This window comes from Halorubrum sp. GN12_10-3_MGM (genome assembly GCF_005435235.1).
In the GTDB taxonomy this organism is placed as follows: Archaea; Halobacteriota; Halobacteria; order Halobacteriales; family Haloferacaceae; genus Halorubrum; species Halorubrum ezzemoulense.
The window spans coordinates 15,570-32,528 of record NZ_SGUB01000018.1; the positions used below are offsets into that span (position 1 = coordinate 15,570).

Below are 16,959 nucleotides of genomic sequence, written 5' to 3' on the forward strand. Positions count from 1 at the left end.
GCCGCTCAGTCGTCGTCCGCGACCGCGGGCTTCCGACGGTCGTCGCGGGGGCCGTCGAGGTCCACGTCGGGCAGCATATCGCGGAGGTAGCGCCCGGTGTGCGAGGCGTCTTCCCGAGCGATCTCCTCGGGGGTACCGCTCGCGACGAGTTCGCCGCCGCCGTCGCCGCCCTCGGGGCCGAGGTCGATCACGTGGTCGGCGTTCTTCACGAGGTCGAGCTCGTGTTCGATGACGACAACGGTGTTGCCGGCGTCGACGAGGCGGTGGAGCACGTCGATCAGCTTACGCTCGTCCTCCTTGTGGAGCCCCGTCGTCGGCTCATCGAGCAGGTAGAGCGTGTCGCCGGTCGCGCGCTTGCCGAGCTCCTCGGCGAGCTTGACGCGCTGCGCCTCGCCGCCCGAGAGGGTGGTGGAGGGCTGGCCCAGCTCCATGTAGCCGAGCCCCACGTCCTTCAGCAGTTTCAGGCGGCGTTCGAGCCCGCGGTGGCTCTCGAAGAAGTCGTACGCCTCCGCGACGCTCATGTCGAGCACGTCGGCGATGGTCTTCCCCTTGTACTCCACGTCGAGCGTCTCGTCGTTGTAGCGGGCGCCGCCGCACTCCTCGCAGGGGACGTACACGTCCGAGAGGAAGTTCATCTCGATCTTGACGGTCCCCTGCCCGCCGCACTCCTCACAGCGGCCGCCTTTCACGTTGAACGAGAAGCGGCCCTTCTCGTAGCCGCGGCGCTTCGAGAGCTTCGTCTCCGCGAACAGCTCTCGGACGTGGTCGAACACGTCCGTGTACGTCGCGGGGTTCGACCGCGGCGTCCGCCCGATCGGCGACTGGTCGATGAGCCGCACCGTCTCGACCCCGTCGAGCCCCTCGATCGCGTCGTGTGCGCCGGGATCGACCGAGGTGTTGTCGTTCATCTCTCGCGCCAGCCCCTTGTAGAGGATGTCGTTGACGAGCGTCGACTTCCCCGAGCCGGAGACGCCGGTGACGGTCGTCAACGTGCCGAGCGGGATCGGCACGTCGAGGTCCTTCAGGTTGTGCTGGCGCGCGCCCGTCACCACGAGTTCGCCGTCTGGCTCGCGCCGCTCGTCGGGCACCGGGATCGACTTCCGGCCCGCGAGGTAGTCGGCGGTCACCGACTCGTCGGTCCCGACCACCTCGTCGAAGTCGCCCTGCGCGACGACCTCGCCGCCGCGCTTGCCGGGGCCGGGGCCCATGTCGATGATCTCGTCGGCGCGCCGCATCGTCTCCTCGTCGTGTTCGACGACGAGCAGCGTGTTGCCGAGGTCGCGGAGCCCTTCGAGCGTGTCGAGCAGACGGTCGTTGTCGCGCTGGTGGAGGCCGATGGAAGGCTCGTCAAGGACGTAGAGGACGCCCACCAGTCCGGAGCCGACCTGCGTCGCGAGCCGGATGCGCTGGCTCTCGCCGCCAGACAGCGTCGACGCCTCGCGGTCGAGCGTGAGGTACTCCAGCCCGACCTCCTCCATGAAGCCGAGCCGCGCGCGGATCTCTTTTAAAATCTCCTCGGCGATCGTCGTCTCGCGCTCGTTCAGCTCCGCCTCCATTCCCTCGAAGTGCTCGCGGGCGTCGGCGATCGACAGCTCGTTCACCTCGGTGATCGACGTGCCGGCGACGAGGACGTGCCGCGACTGCTCCTTCAGTCGGGTGCCCTCGCACTCGGGACAGGTGGTCACGGCCATGTACTCCTCGATGTGGTCGCGGGCGCGCTCGGAGTCGGTCTCGACGTGGCGGCGCTCCAAGTTGGGGATGACGCCCTCGAAGCGCTCCGTCTTCTCGCGCGTGCCGTTCTTCGTCGTCCACTCGAAGTGGACCATCCCGTCGGTGCCGTAGAGGAACTGCCGCCGGATCGACTCGTCGAGCTCCTCGAAGGGCGTGTCGAGGTCGACGCCGAAGTGCTCCGCGACGTTGTCGAGCTGGCGCGAGTAGTAGGTGCGGTCGTAGCTCCACGGCTCGAACACGTGCTTCAGCGGCTTCGAGGGGTCCTCGACGACGAGGTCCTCGTCGACCTCCTTCGTCGAGCCGATCCCCTCGCACTCCGGGCAGGCGCCGTACGGACTGTTGAAGGAGAACGAGCGCGTCTCGATCGCGGAGAACTGTACGTCGGAGTTGGGGTTGCCCAGCTCCTCGGAGAACTCGACGACGAGGCGGTCGTCGCCGTCGGCGTCGGCCGCGAGCGATCCCGTCGAGCGCGCGTTCGACGCGAAGGGAACGTCCTCGGGCGGGTCGGGGACGATCAGCTTGAGGACGCCGCCCGCCTCCTCGAGGGCGGTCTCGACCGAGTCGGTGATCCGCGAGCGCGCGTCCGAGGCCACCCGAACGCGGTCGACGATCACGTCGATCGTGTGGTCGTAGTTCTCGTCGAGGTCGGGGTCGTCGAGGGTGAGATCGACGGGCTCGCCGTCGATCTCGACGCGGCTGTACCCGTCGCTCACCAGCTCCTCGAATAAGTCCTCGAAGGCGCCCTTCTGGTCGCGGATGACCGGGGCGGCGATCTTCGCCCGCGTGCCCTCGGGCAGGTCGAGGATCTGCTTCACCATGTCCTGGGCGGACTGCTCGCCGACCTCCTCGCCCGTGACGGGGTCGTACTGGGTGCCGATCCGGGCGTACAGCAGCCGGAGGTAGTCGTGGAGTTCGGTGACGGTCCCCACCGTCGACCGTGGGTTGTTCGCCGCGTTCTTCTGGTCGATCGAGATCGCCGGCGAGAGCCCCTCGACGGACTCCACCTGCGGTTTGTCCATCTGTCCGAGGAAGTTGCGCGCGTACGCCGACAGCGACTCGATGTAGCGGCGCTGTCCCTCTGCGTAGACGGTGTCGAACGCGAGCGACGACTTCCCCGAGCCAGAGAGCCCGGTGACGACGGTGAACTCCTCCCGCGGGATCCGGACGTCGAGGTCCTTGAGGTTGTGTTCCTCGGCGCCGCGGACCTCGATGTAGTCCTTGCTCATTTCACTTCGTCCGTTGCGGGCGCGCGCGGGAATAGTCGTCGGTCGCGGGGACCGGCAGCGCCCGTTCTCGCCGTCGGCCGCGCCGAGCGCGGGGACTCACTCCCCGACGAACTCCGCGGGCGGAGAGAGGTCCCGCCGCCCCCCGAAGGTGACGAGGAAGAGGACGCCGACGCCGACGCCGTACGCCAACATCAACGGGATCGTCGCGAGGAACATCGTGATCACGTCGGCGGGGGTGAACACGGCCGCGACGAGCAGGATCCCGATCGTCACCTCGCGCCAGCGGGCGCGGAACACGCGGTACGGGACGCCGGCGTTGTTCAGCAGGACCATCGCGATGGGGATGTCCGCGAGGAAGCCGATCCCGATGGTCGTGTAGATGACGAGCCAGAGGAAGTCGCTCACCTGGTAGGTGATGACCATGTCCGCGAGGCGCGCGTCGGTGACGAGCCAGCCGATGATCCCGGGGGCGATGTACGCGTACCCGAGCGCGAAGCCGCCGATCATCCCGGCGCCGAGCGCGCCCGCCCACAGGTACACCTGATAGAGCCGCCCGGCGACGAAGCCGCGCTCGCGGAGCGCGGGCCACGCGTAGTAGAGGGCCACGGGGAACGCGGCGAAGATCCCGAGCATCACCGAGAACTTCACCATGAAGATGAGCGCCTCGACCGGGTGGAGCGTGATGATGTTGATCCCGCCCTCGACCTCCGCGGGCACGCGCCGTTCGAGGTCGCCCCGGACCGTTCCGAGCCCGCCGAGGTACAGCCACGTGAACGCGGCCGCCATCACGGCGCCGAACACCGCGACGATCCGGAACGACCGCGTGCGCAGCGAGTCGAAGATGAACTTGAGGTCCGTGTAGTAGCCGCCGATGTCGTCTTCGGCCTCCTCCTCGTTCCCGTCGGTGAGCTCCGCGAGGAACGTCGAACTCGCCCGCGAGGTCCGGTTCTGGACGTTCCCGACGAGCCCGTCCTCGCCGGCGTCGTCCGCGCCGCCGTCGCCGTCCGCGTCGCCGTCGCCGTCCGCGTCGCCGTCGCTCCCCTCGTTCGCCTCGTCGAAGCGGTCGAGGATCGCCTGCGCCTTCTCCGGGTCGTCGTCGTCGATCGCGGATTGCGCGAGCGCGAGTGACTCCTCTTCGCCCATCTCGGCGAACGCGTCCGCGGGGGCCGCCCGCACGCCCGCGGCGTCGAGTTCGCCCACGTCGATGGCGGTCGGGTCGCCGTACCGGTAGCCCGCGCTCGCGGTGTCGAGGTCGGTGTACACCGCCCACAGCGTCGCGACGGCCGCGGACGCGATCGCCCACGCGGCCGCGTAGACGCCGAGCGCGGTCGTCGGGTCGACGCCGAGCCCGGCGCCCGGTTCGAGGAACCGCCGCGTGCTCCCCGCGAGCCGGAGCAGGTCGTTGACCGCGGTTCGACCGCCGTACTCGTAGAAGCCGTACACGAGCGCGCCACCGAGGACGGTCGCGCCCCCGACGACGTTCCAGTGGTTCCGCACGGCGCCGAGCACGTCGATCCGGTCGGAGCTCCGTTTCGCCGTGACGACGAGCTTCGCGAGGTAGAGGCTGAAGCCGTACAGCGCGACCAGCGGGAACGCCCACAGTAGCTGGGTGAACGGGTCCGGCGGCGAAAAGACGGCGCCGAACACGAAGATGGCGACGACCGCGTAGCGCCACTTGTCGCGGAACGTCTCGTACGGGACGATCTCGGCGTACGACAGCCCGGTGATGACCATCGGCATCTGTCCGGCGAGGCCGAACGAGAGGGAGAGGAAGACGATGAACTCAGTCCACATCACGATCCCGTAGGTGGGCTGGATGTCGGCCTCCAGCCCGAACTCCGCGAGAAAGCCGAACATCAGCGGGAAGAAGGCGAAGACGCCGTAGGCGACGCCGGCGGAGAACAGCCCCGCGGCGAGCAGTCCGAGGAGCGCGAGCTTCCAGCGGGCGATCGGCGACTGCGGCCACATACCGCGAGCGCGGAGTTCGTCGCGGGTGACGTAGATCAGCGGCGGGATCGCGGCGATCGCGCCCACGATCAGCCCGATCTTCGCCTGGAGGAGGATCACTTCGAACGGGGTCGTCGCGATGATGTCCGCCTCCTCGGCGACGGCGGCGCTCATGTTGGACTCGGTCACCTCCCGCAGCCGGTCCCAGATGTACGTTCGGAGCGCCCAGAACGTCGCGAGGAAGCCGATGAGGAAGACGACGAACACCTTCTGGAGATCCTTCTGGATCGATCGAAGGAACGCCTTCGCCGTCTCGCGGCCCTCCGCGATCGACTGCTGGGTGTCTTCGTCGAGGGCGCTCGCCATACGGAAGGCGACGGTCGTCGCCGTTATCAACCTTTTCGACCGCGGGCGCTCCGGCCGCCGAGCCGTCGCGGGGCCGTTGAGCAGTTACGAGCCCGCCGGGCCCGGCCAGGCCGCCGCTTCGGTCGCTCCGTCGCCGCCGCGAGACCCGGTTTCGCCCCCGCGCGACGCAGCCATCCGAAAAGGTTGATAACCGCCCGGTCGCGTAGGGCAACTGAATGGACGACTCGGACCGGCCGCGCGACGACGACTCGGCCGCCGCTGACGGGTCGACCGACGAGGACGAACCCGAGAGCGACGCCGCCGGAGAGGGCGGCGAGAGCGTCGAGTCCGTCGACGCCGCGTCCGAGAGCGTCGAGTCCGAGGTCGAAGCAGAGGTCGGACCCGAGGTGGACCCCGCCGCGGTCGACGCCGACTCGACCGCCTCCGCTGACGCCGACTCGGCCGCCTCCGCGGCCACCGGCTCCGCGGACGCCGCCGACCCGTCGACTGACGGCCTCCCGGCGACGGACGACGCCCAGAGCCTCGGCGACGGCGGCACGCCGGCGACGACCGCGGACGCACCGACCGCCGACGCCGCCACGGCCGTCGAGGACGAGCCGTTCGAGGGTATCGAAGGGCCGGAGACGGACGAGGAGATGCCGCTGGCCGCGCACATCGAGGAGATGATGCGCCGGCTCGCGGTCGTCTTCCTCATCGGCGGGCTGGCGACGCTCGTCGTCGTCACCGAGTCGACGGAGCTGATCAACTACTTCTGGAGCTACCACATCCCGGCGCCGCTGGAGAACCGCCCGCGGCTGTACGGCCCGCTCGAACTCCCGCTCACCCGCCTGAAGGTGGCCGGTCTCGCAGGCGTCGTGGTCGGGCTCCCGGCGTTCGTCTACGAGACGTACCGGTTCATGCGCCCGGGACTCTACGAGACGGAGCGCCGCTACTACCTCGCGGCGGTCCCGACGAGCCTAATCTTAGGCGGTGTCGGGATCGCGTTCGCGCACTTCCTCGTGTTGCCCGCGATCTTCTCGTATTTCACCACCTACACCTCCGACGCCGCGACGATCGCCTTCGGGCTCGCGGAGACGTTCAACCTGATCGTCATCATGCTCGCGTTCATGGCGATCGTCTTCCAGATCCCGCTTTTCATCATGCTCGCGATCATGATGAACCTCGTCACCCGGCAGTGGCTGGAGGCGAAGCGGCTGATCTTCTGGGGGTCGTTCCTCGGGATCGCGTTCCTGTTCAGCCCCGATCCGACCGGGATGGCGCCGATCATCGTGACGCTCACGATGATCGCCCTCTTCGAGGGGACGCTCGCGATACTGCGCTGGACCGGGAACTAGATCCGGTCGGTGCTGTTTCTACCACTGATTGCGGATCGACAGCAGACACCGTCAGCGCCTCAGACGCTCGGTCGTTCGTGAACTGCGGTTCTACGGCGACCGCCTCCCAATCCCCAGCCGCCCGGCTCTACGCAGACACCTGCTGATCGCCGACGACACCTCCGAAGCCCTAGCCGCGAGACTCGCGCGCCCTGTTGCGCGCCTCACTCGGTCGCTGACGCTCCCTCGTTGCGGTGCTTACTGCGGCCTTCGGCCTCGCGGCAGCGTGGCGCTACGCGCCACGGGCAGCCGGCGGCTTCGCCGCCGGCGACTGCCCCTTCGAGTCCCGCCCCGACCACACGGCGCCGCACCTCACACCGCCCCAGCCTTGCGGTTCACTCCGGGCTCCCTTCGGTCGCCCGTCGCTCACCGCGTCCCTCGCGCGTGCGACTCGCGCCCCGCGGGCGCTCGTCGGCACGCGCCGCCGCTCCGCCGACACGCATTAGTCCGCCGCGGCAGGATCGACTCGGTATGGTCCTCGGCCTCGTCGTTCCGGCAGCTATCTCGTTCGTGTTCGCCGCGGTCGCGGCGTACGTGGGCGCCCTCCGCGCGCTGGAGGTGTACTTCGACCCGAACCAAGACAGCGTCTTCCTCATGGACGACCGCGAGCCGCCGTACCGCCGGTGAGGCCGCGGCAGTTCCGGTTCGGCCCCGCCAGCGGCGCCCTCACGCCTCGCCGAGCAGCTCGACGAGCAGCGCGTTCTGCGCGTGCATCCGGTTCTCCGCTTGGTCCCAGACCAATGCCCGGTCGGATTCGAGCACGCCGTCCGTGATCTCCTCGCCGCGGTGCGCGGGCAGGCAGTGCATCACCTTCGCGCCGGTGTCCGCGAGCAGGTCGGCGTTCACCTGGAACCCGTCGAAGGCGGCGAGCTTCTCCTCGCGCTCGTCCTCCTGCCCCATCGAGATCCAGACGTCGGTGTAAACGACGTCGGCGCCCTCGATAGCGGTCGCCGGATCAGCCGTCGGCGCCACGTCTGCGCCGAACTCGGCGGCGCGGTCGAACACGTCGGGGTCCATCCCGTAGTCGGCGGGCGTGGCGACCTCCACGTCGACGCCGGCCATCGCCGCGCCGACGACGAACGACTGCCCGACGTTGTTGCCGTCGCCGACCCACGCGACCGTGGCGTCCTCGCCGACCGTCTCCCGGATCGTGAGGAGGTCGGCGAGCGTCTGACAGGGGTGCGCCTCGTCGGTGAGCCCGTTGATCACGGGACAGTCGGCGTACTCGGCGAGGGTCTCCACGTCCTCGTGGTCGAACAGCCGGGCCATCACGCCGTCGACGTACCGGCCGAGGACCCGCGCCGTGTCCTTCAGCGGCTCGCCGTGGCCGAGCTGGATGTCGTCGGGGCCGAGGAACATCGCGTGGCCGCCGAGTCGAGTCATGCCCGTCTCGAAGGAGACCCGGGTGCGCGTCGAGGGTTTCTCGAAGATCATCCCCAGCGTCGCGTCCCCGAGTCGAGGGTCGGTCTCGCCCGCCTTCATCGCGGCGGCGCGGTCGAGCAGGGCGTCCAGTTCGGCGGGCGTCACGTCGTCGATGTCGAGGAAGTCGTCGGTTGCGAGGGGCATCGTTGGTGTGGTGTCGGGTGGTGGTGTCGTTCGAAAACAGTCGGTTTCGGAGAGGTGTGTCGGGTTACAGTCGCTCGCGGCAGACCTCGGTCAGCACGCGCACGGCGCGGTCGAGGTCGGGTAGCGGGAGCCGCTCGTCGGGCGCGTGGTCGAGGTCGGAGTTCCCGGGCCCGTAGGTGACCATCGGGCAGTCCCACGCGGCCGCGAAGAGGTTCATGTCGCTCGTGCCGGTCTTCCGGAGCAGGCGCACGTCGCCGCCTGCGGACCGGATCGCGACGCGGAACGCCCGCGCGAGGTCGGTCCGCGGACTCTCCATCACGGGCGGCATCGGCTCGCCCCAGCGGACGGTGCCGGTCGACAGCTCCGCCTCCGCGAGCTCGTGGATCTCGTCGACCGGCCGCGACGGCGGGATCCGCAGCTGGACGTCCACTGTCGCCTCCACGGCGAGGCCGTCGTCGCTCAGGCCGCCGTCGACCGAGATGGGCTTGGTCGTCACCTGGTCGAACACGGCGGTCTCCGCGTCGTCCGGCGTGAACGCCTCCTCGACGCCGTGCCACCAGTCGATCGCGTGCTGGATCGCGTTCGGCTCCGGCCGCGAGGAGTGGCCCGACTCGCTGGTGTTCACGTACGTCCCCTCGAGCAGGCCGCGGTAGCCGAGCGTGATCCCCTGCCAGCCCGACGGCTCGCCGTTGACCACCGCCTCCGGCGCGTCGCGGTCGCCGATGAGGTGGCGCGCGCCGCCGGAGTCGACCTCCTCGCGGACGACGCCCGCGAAGGAGACGCCGGTCTTCACCGCGGCGACCGCCATCGAGACGAGCGGTCCGGTCGCGTCGACCGACCCGCGACCCCACAACACGGGGTCGCCGGGGTCGCCGACGCGGACGTCGGAGGGCTCCGGCAGCTCGCCCTCGGACGGCGCGGACCGCACCTCGACAGGGATGTCGCCGGGGACGGTGTCGACGTGCGAGGTGAGGAGCACGGCGTCGTTCGCCGGGGCGCGGACGTTGCCGACCTCGTCGATCCACGCCTTCCGGCCGTTCGCCTCGAAGAAGTCGACGAGGCGCTCGGCCGCCCGCTCCTCGTTGCGCGACGGCGAGGGGATCGAGACCATGTCGTACAGCAGCTTCCGGGCGGGCGTGTCGCAGGCCGCGGGGTAGCCGCCGCCGGCGACGACGTCGGTGCCGCCGGCCGCGGCGTCGTCGGCCGCCTCGCCGCCCTCCCGATCCTGTTCCTTGCCGGCCGCCATCAGCCGACCACCTCGGCTATCGCGTCGACGACGGCGTCGGCGTGCTCGCGCTCGATCGTCAGCGGCGGCAGCAGGCGCAGCACGGTCCGCCCCGCCGGCAGCGCGAGGATCTGGTGGTCGATGGCGAGGTCGCGCAGCAGGCGGTTCGACCCGCGGCGCACCTCGATCCCGACCATCAGCCCGTCGCCGCGCACGTCGCGCACGTCGTCGCCGAGGCGGTCGCGGAGCTCGCTGCGGAGGTAGTTCCCGACCGCCTCGGCGTGGGCCGGGAGGTCCTCGCGCTCGATCACGTCGAGGGTGGCGCCCGCCGCGGCCGACACTACGGGCCCGCCGGAGAACGTCGAGCCGTGATCGCCCGAGTCCTCGGCGATCCAGTCGCGACACAGCGTCGCGCCGATCGGGAGCCCGCTGCCGAGCCCCTTCGCGGTCGTGAGGATGTCCGGTACCACGTCGTGGCGGTCGGCGGCCCACATGTCTCCGGTGCGCCCGAGCCCGGTCTGGATCTCGTCGAGGATCATCGCCGCGCCGGAGGTGGCGGTCGCGACGCGGACAGCCTGAAGGTACTCGGTCGGGACGGGGTTGATCCCGCCCTCGCCCTGGAGCGGCTCCAAGATGACCGCGGCGGTGTCCTCGTCGACCGCCTCGCGCATCGCCTCGGCGTCGCCGTACTCGACGAACTCGACGCCGCCCGCGAGCGGGCCGAACCCGTCCTTGTACTTGTCCTTCCACGTCGTCGCGAGGGTCCCCATCGTCCGGCCGTGGAACCCCTGCGTGGTCGCGATTATCTTCTCGCGGCCCGTCGCGTGCCGGGCGAACTTCAGCGCGGCCTCGTTCGCCTCCGTCCCGGAGTTACAGAGCCAGACGTTGTCGACGTCGACGGGCGCGACCTCGGCCAACCGCTCGTACAGCGCCGTCCGCGCCGCGTGCGGGTACGACGCCTGGACGTACAGCAGCTCCTCCAGTTGGCTCGTCGCGGCGTCGACGACCTCCGGGTGGCAGTGGCCGACCGGCGTACAGGCGTAGCTGGCCCCGAAGTCGAGGTACTCCGTGCCGTTCGTGTCGGTGAGGTGTACCCCATCTCCCGAGGCGATCCCAATCGGCTTCTCCGAGAAGACGAAGCCGCTCACGCGGTCTCACCTCCGTCGGGCTCGGCGGGTCCGCTGTCGCCGTCCGCCTCTCCGGTTTGGCCGTCCGCTGCCTCGTCGTCTCCCCCCGCTGTTCCGTCGCCGCCGAGCGCCGCCCGCTCGATTGTCGTCCCCTCGCCGCCGAGCGCGGCGACGACCGGGTCGCGGACGTTGGCGTCCGCGATCACGACGCGGCCGGCTCCGCCTTCGAGCGCCTCTCTCGCGGCCATCACCTTCTTGCTCATGAACCCCTCGGCCGCGTCCTCGACGGCCGCCAACTCGTCGGGCGTCGCGGCCGCGTCGATGCGCGTCTCGGGGTCGTCCGGGTCGGCGTACACGCCCGCCACGTCGGTCAGGAGGACGAGGTCGGCGTCGAGCGCGCCCGCGACCGCCGCGGCCGCGCGGTCGGCGTCGGCGTTGACCGCCGTCACCTCGCCGTCGCCCTCGTCGCCCGCCATCGGCGGCGAGACGACCGGCGTGTAGCCGCCGTCGAGGAGGTCGGCGAGGAGGTCGGCGTTCACCGACTCGATCCGCCCGGAGTGGTCGCCGCGCCGGATCTTCCGCTTCCCGTCCTCGACGACGCGGACCGCGGACTTACGCGGCCCGGCGAGGAGGCCGCCGTCGACCCCGGAGAGGCCGACCGCGTCGACTCCGGCCGAGCGGAACTGTGCCGTCAGTTCGGTGTTGAGCTTGCCGGCCATCGCCATCGCGAACGCCTCCATCGTCTCCGCGTCGGTGAACCGCCCGGTGACGCCCGAGGCGGACTCGACGTAGTCGGGCTCGATGCCGAGCCGTTCGAGCGTCTCGTCGACGACCGTCGAGCCGCCGTGGACGACGACGACGGGGCGCCCGTTGGCCGCGAGGTGCGCGACGTCGCCGACCGCGCCGGCCGGGTCGACCGCCTTCGCGCCGCCGACCTTGACGACGACGGGCGGCTCGGCCGCCGGTTCGGAACCACTCCCCGTCACGGCGCACCCACCGGGTGGAGCCCGTCGAACTCGAGGCCCGCCGTCTCGGGCAGTCCGAGGGCGACGTTCGCCGCGTGGACCGCCTGCCCGGCGGAGCCTTTCATCATGTTGTCGATCGCCGAGAAGACGACCACACGGCGGTTGCCGGGGTCGAGCTCGAAGCCGACCTCGCCGTGGTTCGTCCCGGCGACCGCCTTCGGCTCGGGGTAGCGGTAGACGCCGCCCCCGCCCGAGACGATCCGCTCGAACGGTTCGTCCGCGTAGGCGTCGCGGTACGCGCCCCAGAGGTCCCCCTTCGAGACCGGCTCGTCGGGGAAGACGTGACACGTCGCGCTCGCGCCGCGGACCATGTCGACCGCGTGGACCGTGAAGGAGACGGAGAGCCCGATGTACGCCTCGATCTCCGCCTCGTGGCGGTGGCCGGTCGGGGCGTACGGGCGCACGACGCCCGAGCGCTCCGGGTGCGAGGAGGCCGCGCCGCCGCCCGCGCCGCCCTCCGAAGAGCCGACCTTCACGTCGACGACGACCTCGCCGCTCTCGGGACCGAGCGCGCCGGCGTCGACGAGGGGCTTCAGCCCGAGGATCGTCGCGGTCGCGTTACAGCCCCCGCCGGCGATCAGGTCGGCGCCGGGGAGGTTCCCGCGGTTGATCTCCGGGAGCGCGTACTCCGCGCGCTCCAAGTACTCCGGCGACTCGTGCCCGTCGTACCACTCGTCGTAGGCGTCGGCCTCGGGGAGCCGGAAGTCCGCCGAGAGGTCGACCACGGTGTCGGCGGCCTCGGTGAACTCGTCGATGCGTTCCATCGAGACGCCGTGCGGCGTCGCCGCGAACAGCACGTCGACCGATTCGAGGTCCTCGGGGTCCGAGAAGCGAAGGTCGAGCCCGCGCAGGTTCGGGTGCGAGCGCCCGACGGTCATGTTGTCGGCCGACCGCGAGGTCGCCTGGACGACCTCGAAGTTCGGATGGCCGGCGAGGAGCCGCAGCAGCTCGCCGCCGGTGAACCCGGTGCCGCCGACGACGCTGGCGGTGTAGGCGTCGGTGGCCGCACCGCTGTCCTCGGCGTCTACGGTCACGCGTCGGCCCCCGCGACGGCTCCGTCGGCCAGCTCGGTCGCCTTCGCCTCCAGCCAGTCGACGACCCGCGCCGGGACGTCGACGTCGGTGGCCGCGTCGAGCGCCTTGAACTCGACGGTGTGGTTCACCTCGTGGACGGTATAGTCGTCGGCCGCGCCGTCGCCGTCTGCGCCGACGCCGGTCTCGGCGGTGTCCGATTCCGCCTCGACTCCCACCTCCATCAGGTCGACGCCGAGCATACCGCCGCCGACGGCCTCCGAGGCCTTCTCGACGAGTTCGGTCGCGCGTTCGTCGAGCTCGAACGGCTCCGTCTCGCCGCCCTTCGCGGCGTTCGTGAGCCAGTGGTCCGAGGAGCGCGTCATCGCCGCGACCGGCTCGCCGTCGACCGCCAGCACGCGGATATCGCGGCCGGGCTTGTCGACGAACTCCTGGACGTAGAACACCTTGTGCTCGTAGTGGCCGAGCGTCTCCTTGTGTTCCAAGATCGCTTCGGCGGCGTTCCGCGAGTCGATCTTCGCCATCAGCCGCCCCCACGAGCCGGTCACGGGCTTGAGGACGCACGGGTAGCCGAACGACTCGATCGCCTCTAGGGCGGCCTCCGTCGTGAACGTGACCTCCGTCGCCGGGGTCGGCACGTCCGCCTCGGCGAGCGCGAGCGAGTTCTTCGCCTTGTCGGCGCAGACGTCGCCCGTCTCCGGGCCGTTCACCACGGGGACGCCGTAGCTGTCGAGGAACCGCGTCGCGTACAGCGACCGGCTCGTCGACAGGCAGCGGTCGACCACGAGGTCGAGGTCGTCGACGGCGGCCGTCGTCGAGTCCAGGCCGAACCGCTCCTTGCGCACGTCGATCTTCGCCACGTCGTGGCCCCGCTCGCGGAGCTCGCCGAGCAGGAGCTTCTCGTCTTTCCGGATCCGCGAGTAGAGGACGCCTACGCGCACGTCGATTCCCCTCCGTTCGGGTCGGTGTTCACGCGCATGTCGACCACTCGGGTGTCGCGGCCGCGGCGGTCGTCGCCATCTACTCGCCCCAGTCCTCCTCGAGCTCTGGCGCCTCCTCCAAGACGACCGGGTCGAGCGAGATGACCTCCAGCTCGGTCCCCGTGACCGGACTGTCGATGATCTCGCCGACCTCCACGTCGGCCGGGATCTCGATTTCCTCGCCCGCGATCGGGTCCTCCGCGGTCAGCGTGTCGGTGTCGCTTGTCATCGTACTCCACTCTGGGTGACCCGATACCATAAATCTTCCGAACTTACCAAAAAGTATACACTAGCTAAAGCAACGGCTATCGGTTCGAGAGCGGCCGAAAGCGCCCGGACGAACCGGACTATCAGATCCTAGTTACTTGTTCGTCTCCTCGCGGAGACGAGTTCGCGACCGGGGGTCGTCGGTCGACCCCCGGTCGCGGCGGTCGTCGCAGTCGGTCCGGCTGCGGCGGTCGGTTCGGCGGCGGCGGCCGGTTCGGTGTCCGCCCGCGGCGACCACCGCGGTCGGTCCCACGATCACTCATACGTCGCCACCTCCGCGTCGAGCGCCTCGGCCGCCGCCGCCAGCGCCTCGCGGCGGTCGTCGAGCGCCGTCGCGTCCGCGTCGATCCCTGCGGTCGCGGCCGTCAGGTCCGCCGCGACCGCCTCCGGCGCGGGGCCGCCCGCGGAGTCGCGGCTCGCGACGCTCGCGGCCGGATCGAGGACGCGTTCCACCTCGTCGCGGGACACGCGCTCGAAGAGGGACTCGCCCAGTACCGCCTGTGCGGCCTCGTCAACTTTTGCGGCGGCGGTCGCTGGGTCGTCGCCGTCTCCGACCGCGGGGGCGGCGCTCGCGACGATCTCGTGGGCGGTCCGGAACGGGAGGCCCGCCATCGCGAGCAGGTCGGCGACCCCCGTGGCCGTCGAGAACCCCTCGCCCGCGGCGGCCGCGAGCGCGTCCGCGTCCCACTCGGCGGTCGCGACCGCGCCCGCAGCGATCTCGGTCGCTTCGCGCACGTCGCCGGCGATATCGAAGACGCTCGCGTGGGCGCGCTGGAGGTCGCGGTTGTACGCCCGCGGCAGCCCCTTCAGGAGGCTCAACGTACCGGTCGCCTCCCCGATCGCGTCGCCCGCGACGCCGCGGGTCAGCTCCAGCGTGTCGGGGTTCTTCTTCTGGGGCATGATCGACGAGGTCGAGGCGTACGCGTCCGCCAGCTCGAGGACCCCCTTGTTCGAGAAAACGATCAGGTCCTCGGCGAGCCCCGATAGCGTCGTCGCGAGCGTCGCGAGCGCCGTCGCCGTCTCCGCGAGGAAGTCGCGCGCCGAGGCGGCGTCCATCGAGTTGCGGACCGTCCCGTCGAAGCCGAGCAGCTCCGCGGTCCGGTCGCGGTCGACGTCGAACGGCGTCCCGGCGAACGCGGCCGCGCCGAGCGGCGACCGGTTGACGCGGTCGTACGCGTCCAGGAGCCGCTCCGTGTCGCGCGCGAGCCCGCCCTCGTACGACAGCAGGTAGTGCGCGACCGTCGTCGGCTGTGCCGGCTGGAGGTGGGTGTACCCCGGCATCACCGTCTCCGCGTGTTCCTCGGCGACCTCGACGAGCGCCTCCCGGGCGGCGACGGTCGCCTCGGCGGCGTCGAGCAGGTCCTCGCGCAGCCGGTACCGGATACACGTCGCCACCTCGTCGTTGCGCGAGCGGGCGGTGTGCATCCGGCCGCCGTCCGGGCCGACCCGGTCGATGACGGCGGTCTCGATCGCCTCGTGGACGTCCTCGCCGTCCGGGAGCGCGCCGTGGCCGGCGGCCTCCACCTCGTCGAGCGCGGCGAGTATCTCGCCCGCGACCCCGCCGTCGACGACCCCCTGTTCGGCGAGCATCACCGTGTGCGCCCGGTCGACGGCGAGGTCCGCCTCGAAGATTGCGGCGTCGGCCGCGAGGCTCGACAGGAACTCGCGGGCAGGTCCGCCGCTGAAGCGCTCGCGCCGGACGGCGGTGTCGTCACCGCCGGCCGCCTCGTCCGCGTCGCTCGCGTCGGGATCGTCGTCGGTCATCTAGTTATCGTCCGCGTCGGACCCGTCCGTCTCGCCGGACCCGTCCGTCGCGAGCTCGGGCTTCGAGACGCTCGCCTTCACGTCGTTGGCGAGGCGCTCCTGGAGTCCGTGGTACTTCGCGACGCCCGTCGCGTCCGACTGGGCGATGCCGGCGACGTCCTCGGTGTTGAACGAGGCCATCTCCTCGGAGTAGACGGCGTACTCGGAGTCGCGGGCGACGACGCGGCAGTCGCCGCCGGACACCTTCACGGTCGCCGTGCCGGTCACCACGTCCTGCGTCTCGTCGACGAAGGCGTTCAGCGCGTCGACGACGGGCGCGAACACGAGCCCCTCGTACGCCTTCTCCGACCACTCCTGCTCGATCCCCTTCTTGAACGAGCGCTCGTTCTTCGTCAGGACGAGATCTTCGAGTGCCTGGTGGGCCGTCAGCAGGACCGTCGCGGCCGGGTGCTCGTAGTTCTCGCGCACCTTCAGCCCGAGCATGCGGTCCTCCATCACGTCGGTGCGGCCGACGCCGTACCCCCCGGCGTGCTCGTTGAGGTGCTGGATGAGCGGCACGGGGTCCATCGCCTCGCCGTCGACGGCGACGGGGATCCCCTCCTCGAACGTCACCTCGATGGTGGTCTCGCCCTCCGGCTCGGCGGTCCACTCGTAGATGTCCTCCGGCGGCTCGTAGTTCGGGTTCTCCAGCTTCCCGCCCTCGACCGCGCGCGACCAGATGTTCTCGTCGATGGACCAGACGCCGCCGTCGCCGGCCTCGACGGGCAGGTCCTTCTCCGCGGCGTAGTCGATCTCCCACTCGCGGGTGAGGCCGAGTTCGCGCACGGGGGCGATCACTTCAAGATCGGAGCCGCGCCAGACGGCCTCGAACCGGAGCTGGTCGTTCCCCTTCCCCGTACAGCCGTGGGCGATGGCGTCACAGCCCTGCTCCTCGGCGACGCCGAGGATCGCCTCGGCGATGACCGGGCGCGCGAGGGCGGTCCCGAGCGGGTAGCCCTGATAGCTGGCGTTGGACTTCACCGCGTCGAAACAGAGGTCCGCGAACTCATCCTTCGCGTCGACGACGTGGATGTCGAGCCCCAGCGCCTCGGCGGTCTCCTCGGCCTCGTCGAACTCCTCGGTGGGCTGGCCGACGTCGACGTTCACGCCGATGACCTCGTCGTAGCCGTACTCCTCTTTCAGCAGCGGTACGCAGACCGTGGTGTCGAGTCCCCCGCTGAACGCGAGTGTAACGCTCGTCATTACCAGAGTACACCCGGCCTACGGTCTTAAATTCAGCGGTTTCAAGATTGTAAGAAAAAGACAGCGCGGCCGCTCGCGGTGACGATAGT

The 16,959-nt window shown here is 70.5% G+C and carries 14 protein-coding genes; 2 read left to right on the plus strand and 12 right to left on the minus strand.

Features of this window, described 5'->3' with window-relative positions; translation table 11 throughout:
• Window positions 1-5: 5 nt before the first annotated feature.
• Both uvrA and EXE47_RS12965 read right to left on the minus strand, forming a co-directional pair.
• Window positions 6-2,957, minus strand: coding sequence for an excinuclease ABC subunit UvrA (gene uvrA, locus EXE47_RS12960; protein WP_137708402.1), 2,952 nt, complete (start codon window positions 2,955-2,957; stop codon window positions 6-8).
• 96 nt (window positions 2,958-3,053) lie between these two features.
• On the minus strand, window positions 3,054-5,270 hold the full coding sequence (locus EXE47_RS12965; RefSeq protein ID WP_089308489.1) for a twin-arginine translocase subunit TatC: 2,217 nt from the start codon (window positions 5,268-5,270) through the stop codon (window positions 3,054-3,056).
• Between the two features lie 215 nt (window positions 5,271-5,485).
• Here EXE47_RS12965 and EXE47_RS12970 point away from each other — a divergent pair, with 215 nt between their 5' ends.
• Entirely contained in the window at window positions 5,486-6,604 is a 1,119-nt protein-coding gene (locus EXE47_RS12970; RefSeq protein ID WP_089308488.1) for a twin-arginine translocase subunit TatC, read from the plus strand.
• Window positions 6,605-7,114: 510 nt separating this feature from the next.
• On the plus strand, window positions 7,115-7,270 hold the full coding sequence (locus EXE47_RS18750; RefSeq protein WP_167373085.1) for a hypothetical protein: 156 nt from the start codon (window positions 7,115-7,117) through the stop codon (window positions 7,268-7,270).
• A 39-nt stretch (window positions 7,271-7,309) separates the two neighbouring features.
• Here EXE47_RS18750 and argF read toward each other — a convergent pair whose 3' ends face one another.
• The 10 genes from argF to EXE47_RS13015 all read right to left on the minus strand — a co-directional run bounded on the left by argF (window position 7,310) and on the right by EXE47_RS13015 (window position 16,870).
• Window positions 7,310-8,209: an ornithine carbamoyltransferase gene (gene argF / locus EXE47_RS12975; RefSeq protein ID WP_086220589.1), complete on the minus strand. Its 900-nt coding sequence runs from the start codon at window positions 8,207-8,209 to the stop codon at window positions 7,310-7,312.
• Window positions 8,210-8,273: 64 nt separating this feature from the next.
• Entirely contained in the window at window positions 8,274-9,455 is a 1,182-nt protein-coding gene (locus tag EXE47_RS12980; RefSeq protein ID WP_089308487.1) for a [LysW]-lysine hydrolase, read from the minus strand.
• On the minus strand, window positions 9,455-10,582 hold the full coding sequence (locus tag EXE47_RS12985; protein WP_049932109.1) for an aspartate aminotransferase family protein: 1,128 nt from the start codon (window positions 10,580-10,582) through the stop codon (window positions 9,455-9,457). Before EXE47_RS12985 ends, EXE47_RS12980 begins: the two co-directional genes overlap by 1 nt.
• Window positions 10,579-11,547, minus strand: a complete 969-nt coding sequence (locus EXE47_RS12990) for an acetylglutamate/acetylaminoadipate kinase (protein ID WP_089308486.1) — start codon at window positions 11,545-11,547, stop codon at window positions 10,579-10,581. The genes EXE47_RS12985 and EXE47_RS12990 overlap by 4 nt, the downstream gene beginning before the upstream one ends.
• The gene (gene argC / locus EXE47_RS12995; protein ID WP_089308485.1) at window positions 11,544-12,620 is read right to left on the minus strand and encodes an N-acetyl-gamma-glutamyl-phosphate reductase; all 1,077 of its coding nucleotides are present in this window, start codon (window positions 12,618-12,620) and stop codon (window positions 11,544-11,546) included. The genes EXE47_RS12990 and argC overlap by 4 nt, the downstream gene beginning before the upstream one ends.
• Window positions 12,617-13,558, minus strand: a complete 942-nt coding sequence (lysX, locus tag EXE47_RS13000) for a lysine biosynthesis protein LysX (RefSeq protein ID WP_089308484.1) — start codon at window positions 13,556-13,558, stop codon at window positions 12,617-12,619. The genes argC and lysX overlap by 4 nt, the downstream gene beginning before the upstream one ends.
• Before the next feature lie 79 nt (window positions 13,559-13,637).
• Complete coding sequence (gene lysW, locus EXE47_RS13005; protein WP_049932116.1) at window positions 13,638-13,826, minus strand: lysine biosynthesis protein LysW; 189 nt, start codon at window positions 13,824-13,826, stop codon at window positions 13,638-13,640.
• A gap of 132 nt (window positions 13,827-13,958) precedes the next feature.
• Window positions 13,959-14,123 (minus strand): hypothetical protein, encoded by a 165-nt coding sequence (locus tag EXE47_RS18480; protein ID WP_158293613.1) that lies wholly within the window; start codon window positions 14,121-14,123, stop codon window positions 13,959-13,961.
• A complete protein-coding gene (gene argH / locus EXE47_RS13010; RefSeq protein WP_089308483.1) occupies window positions 14,120-15,628 on the minus strand; it encodes an argininosuccinate lyase in 1,509 nt (502 codons plus the stop codon). Before argH ends, EXE47_RS18480 begins: the two co-directional genes overlap by 4 nt.
• Window positions 15,629-16,870, minus strand: a complete 1,242-nt coding sequence (locus tag EXE47_RS13015) for an argininosuccinate synthase (protein ID WP_089308482.1) — start codon at window positions 16,868-16,870, stop codon at window positions 15,629-15,631. It abuts the gene before it with no gap.
• Window positions 16,871-16,959 lie beyond the last annotated feature (89 nt).

Coding starts and splice junctions, on each gene's coding strand:
- uvrA (WP_137708402.1), bottom strand. CDS start 2,957: ATGAGCAAGGACTACATCGAGGTCCGCGGCGCCGAGGAACACAACCTC.
- EXE47_RS12965 (WP_089308489.1), bottom strand. CDS start 5,270: ATGGCGAGCGCCCTCGACGAAGACACCCAGCAGTCGATCGCGGAGGGC.
- EXE47_RS12970 (WP_089308488.1), top strand. CDS start 5,486: ATGGACGACTCGGACCGGCCGCGCGACGACGACTCGGCCGCCGCTGAC.
- EXE47_RS18750 (WP_167373085.1), top strand. CDS start 7,115: ATGGTCCTCGGCCTCGTCGTTCCGGCAGCTATCTCGTTCGTGTTCGCC.
- argF (WP_086220589.1), bottom strand. CDS start 8,209: ATGCCCCTCGCAACCGACGACTTCCTCGACATCGACGACGTGACGCCC.
- EXE47_RS12980 (WP_089308487.1), bottom strand. CDS start 9,455: ATGGCGGCCGGCAAGGAACAGGATCGGGAGGGCGGCGAGGCGGCCGAC.
- lysW (WP_049932116.1), bottom strand. CDS start 13,826: ATGACAAGCGACACCGACACGCTGACCGCGGAGGACCCGATCGCGGGC.
- argH (WP_089308483.1), bottom strand. CDS start 15,628: ATGACCGACGACGATCCCGACGCGAGCGACGCGGACGAGGCGGCCGGC.
- EXE47_RS13015 (WP_089308482.1), bottom strand. CDS start 16,870: ATGACGAGCGTTACACTCGCGTTCAGCGGGGGACTCGACACCACGGTC.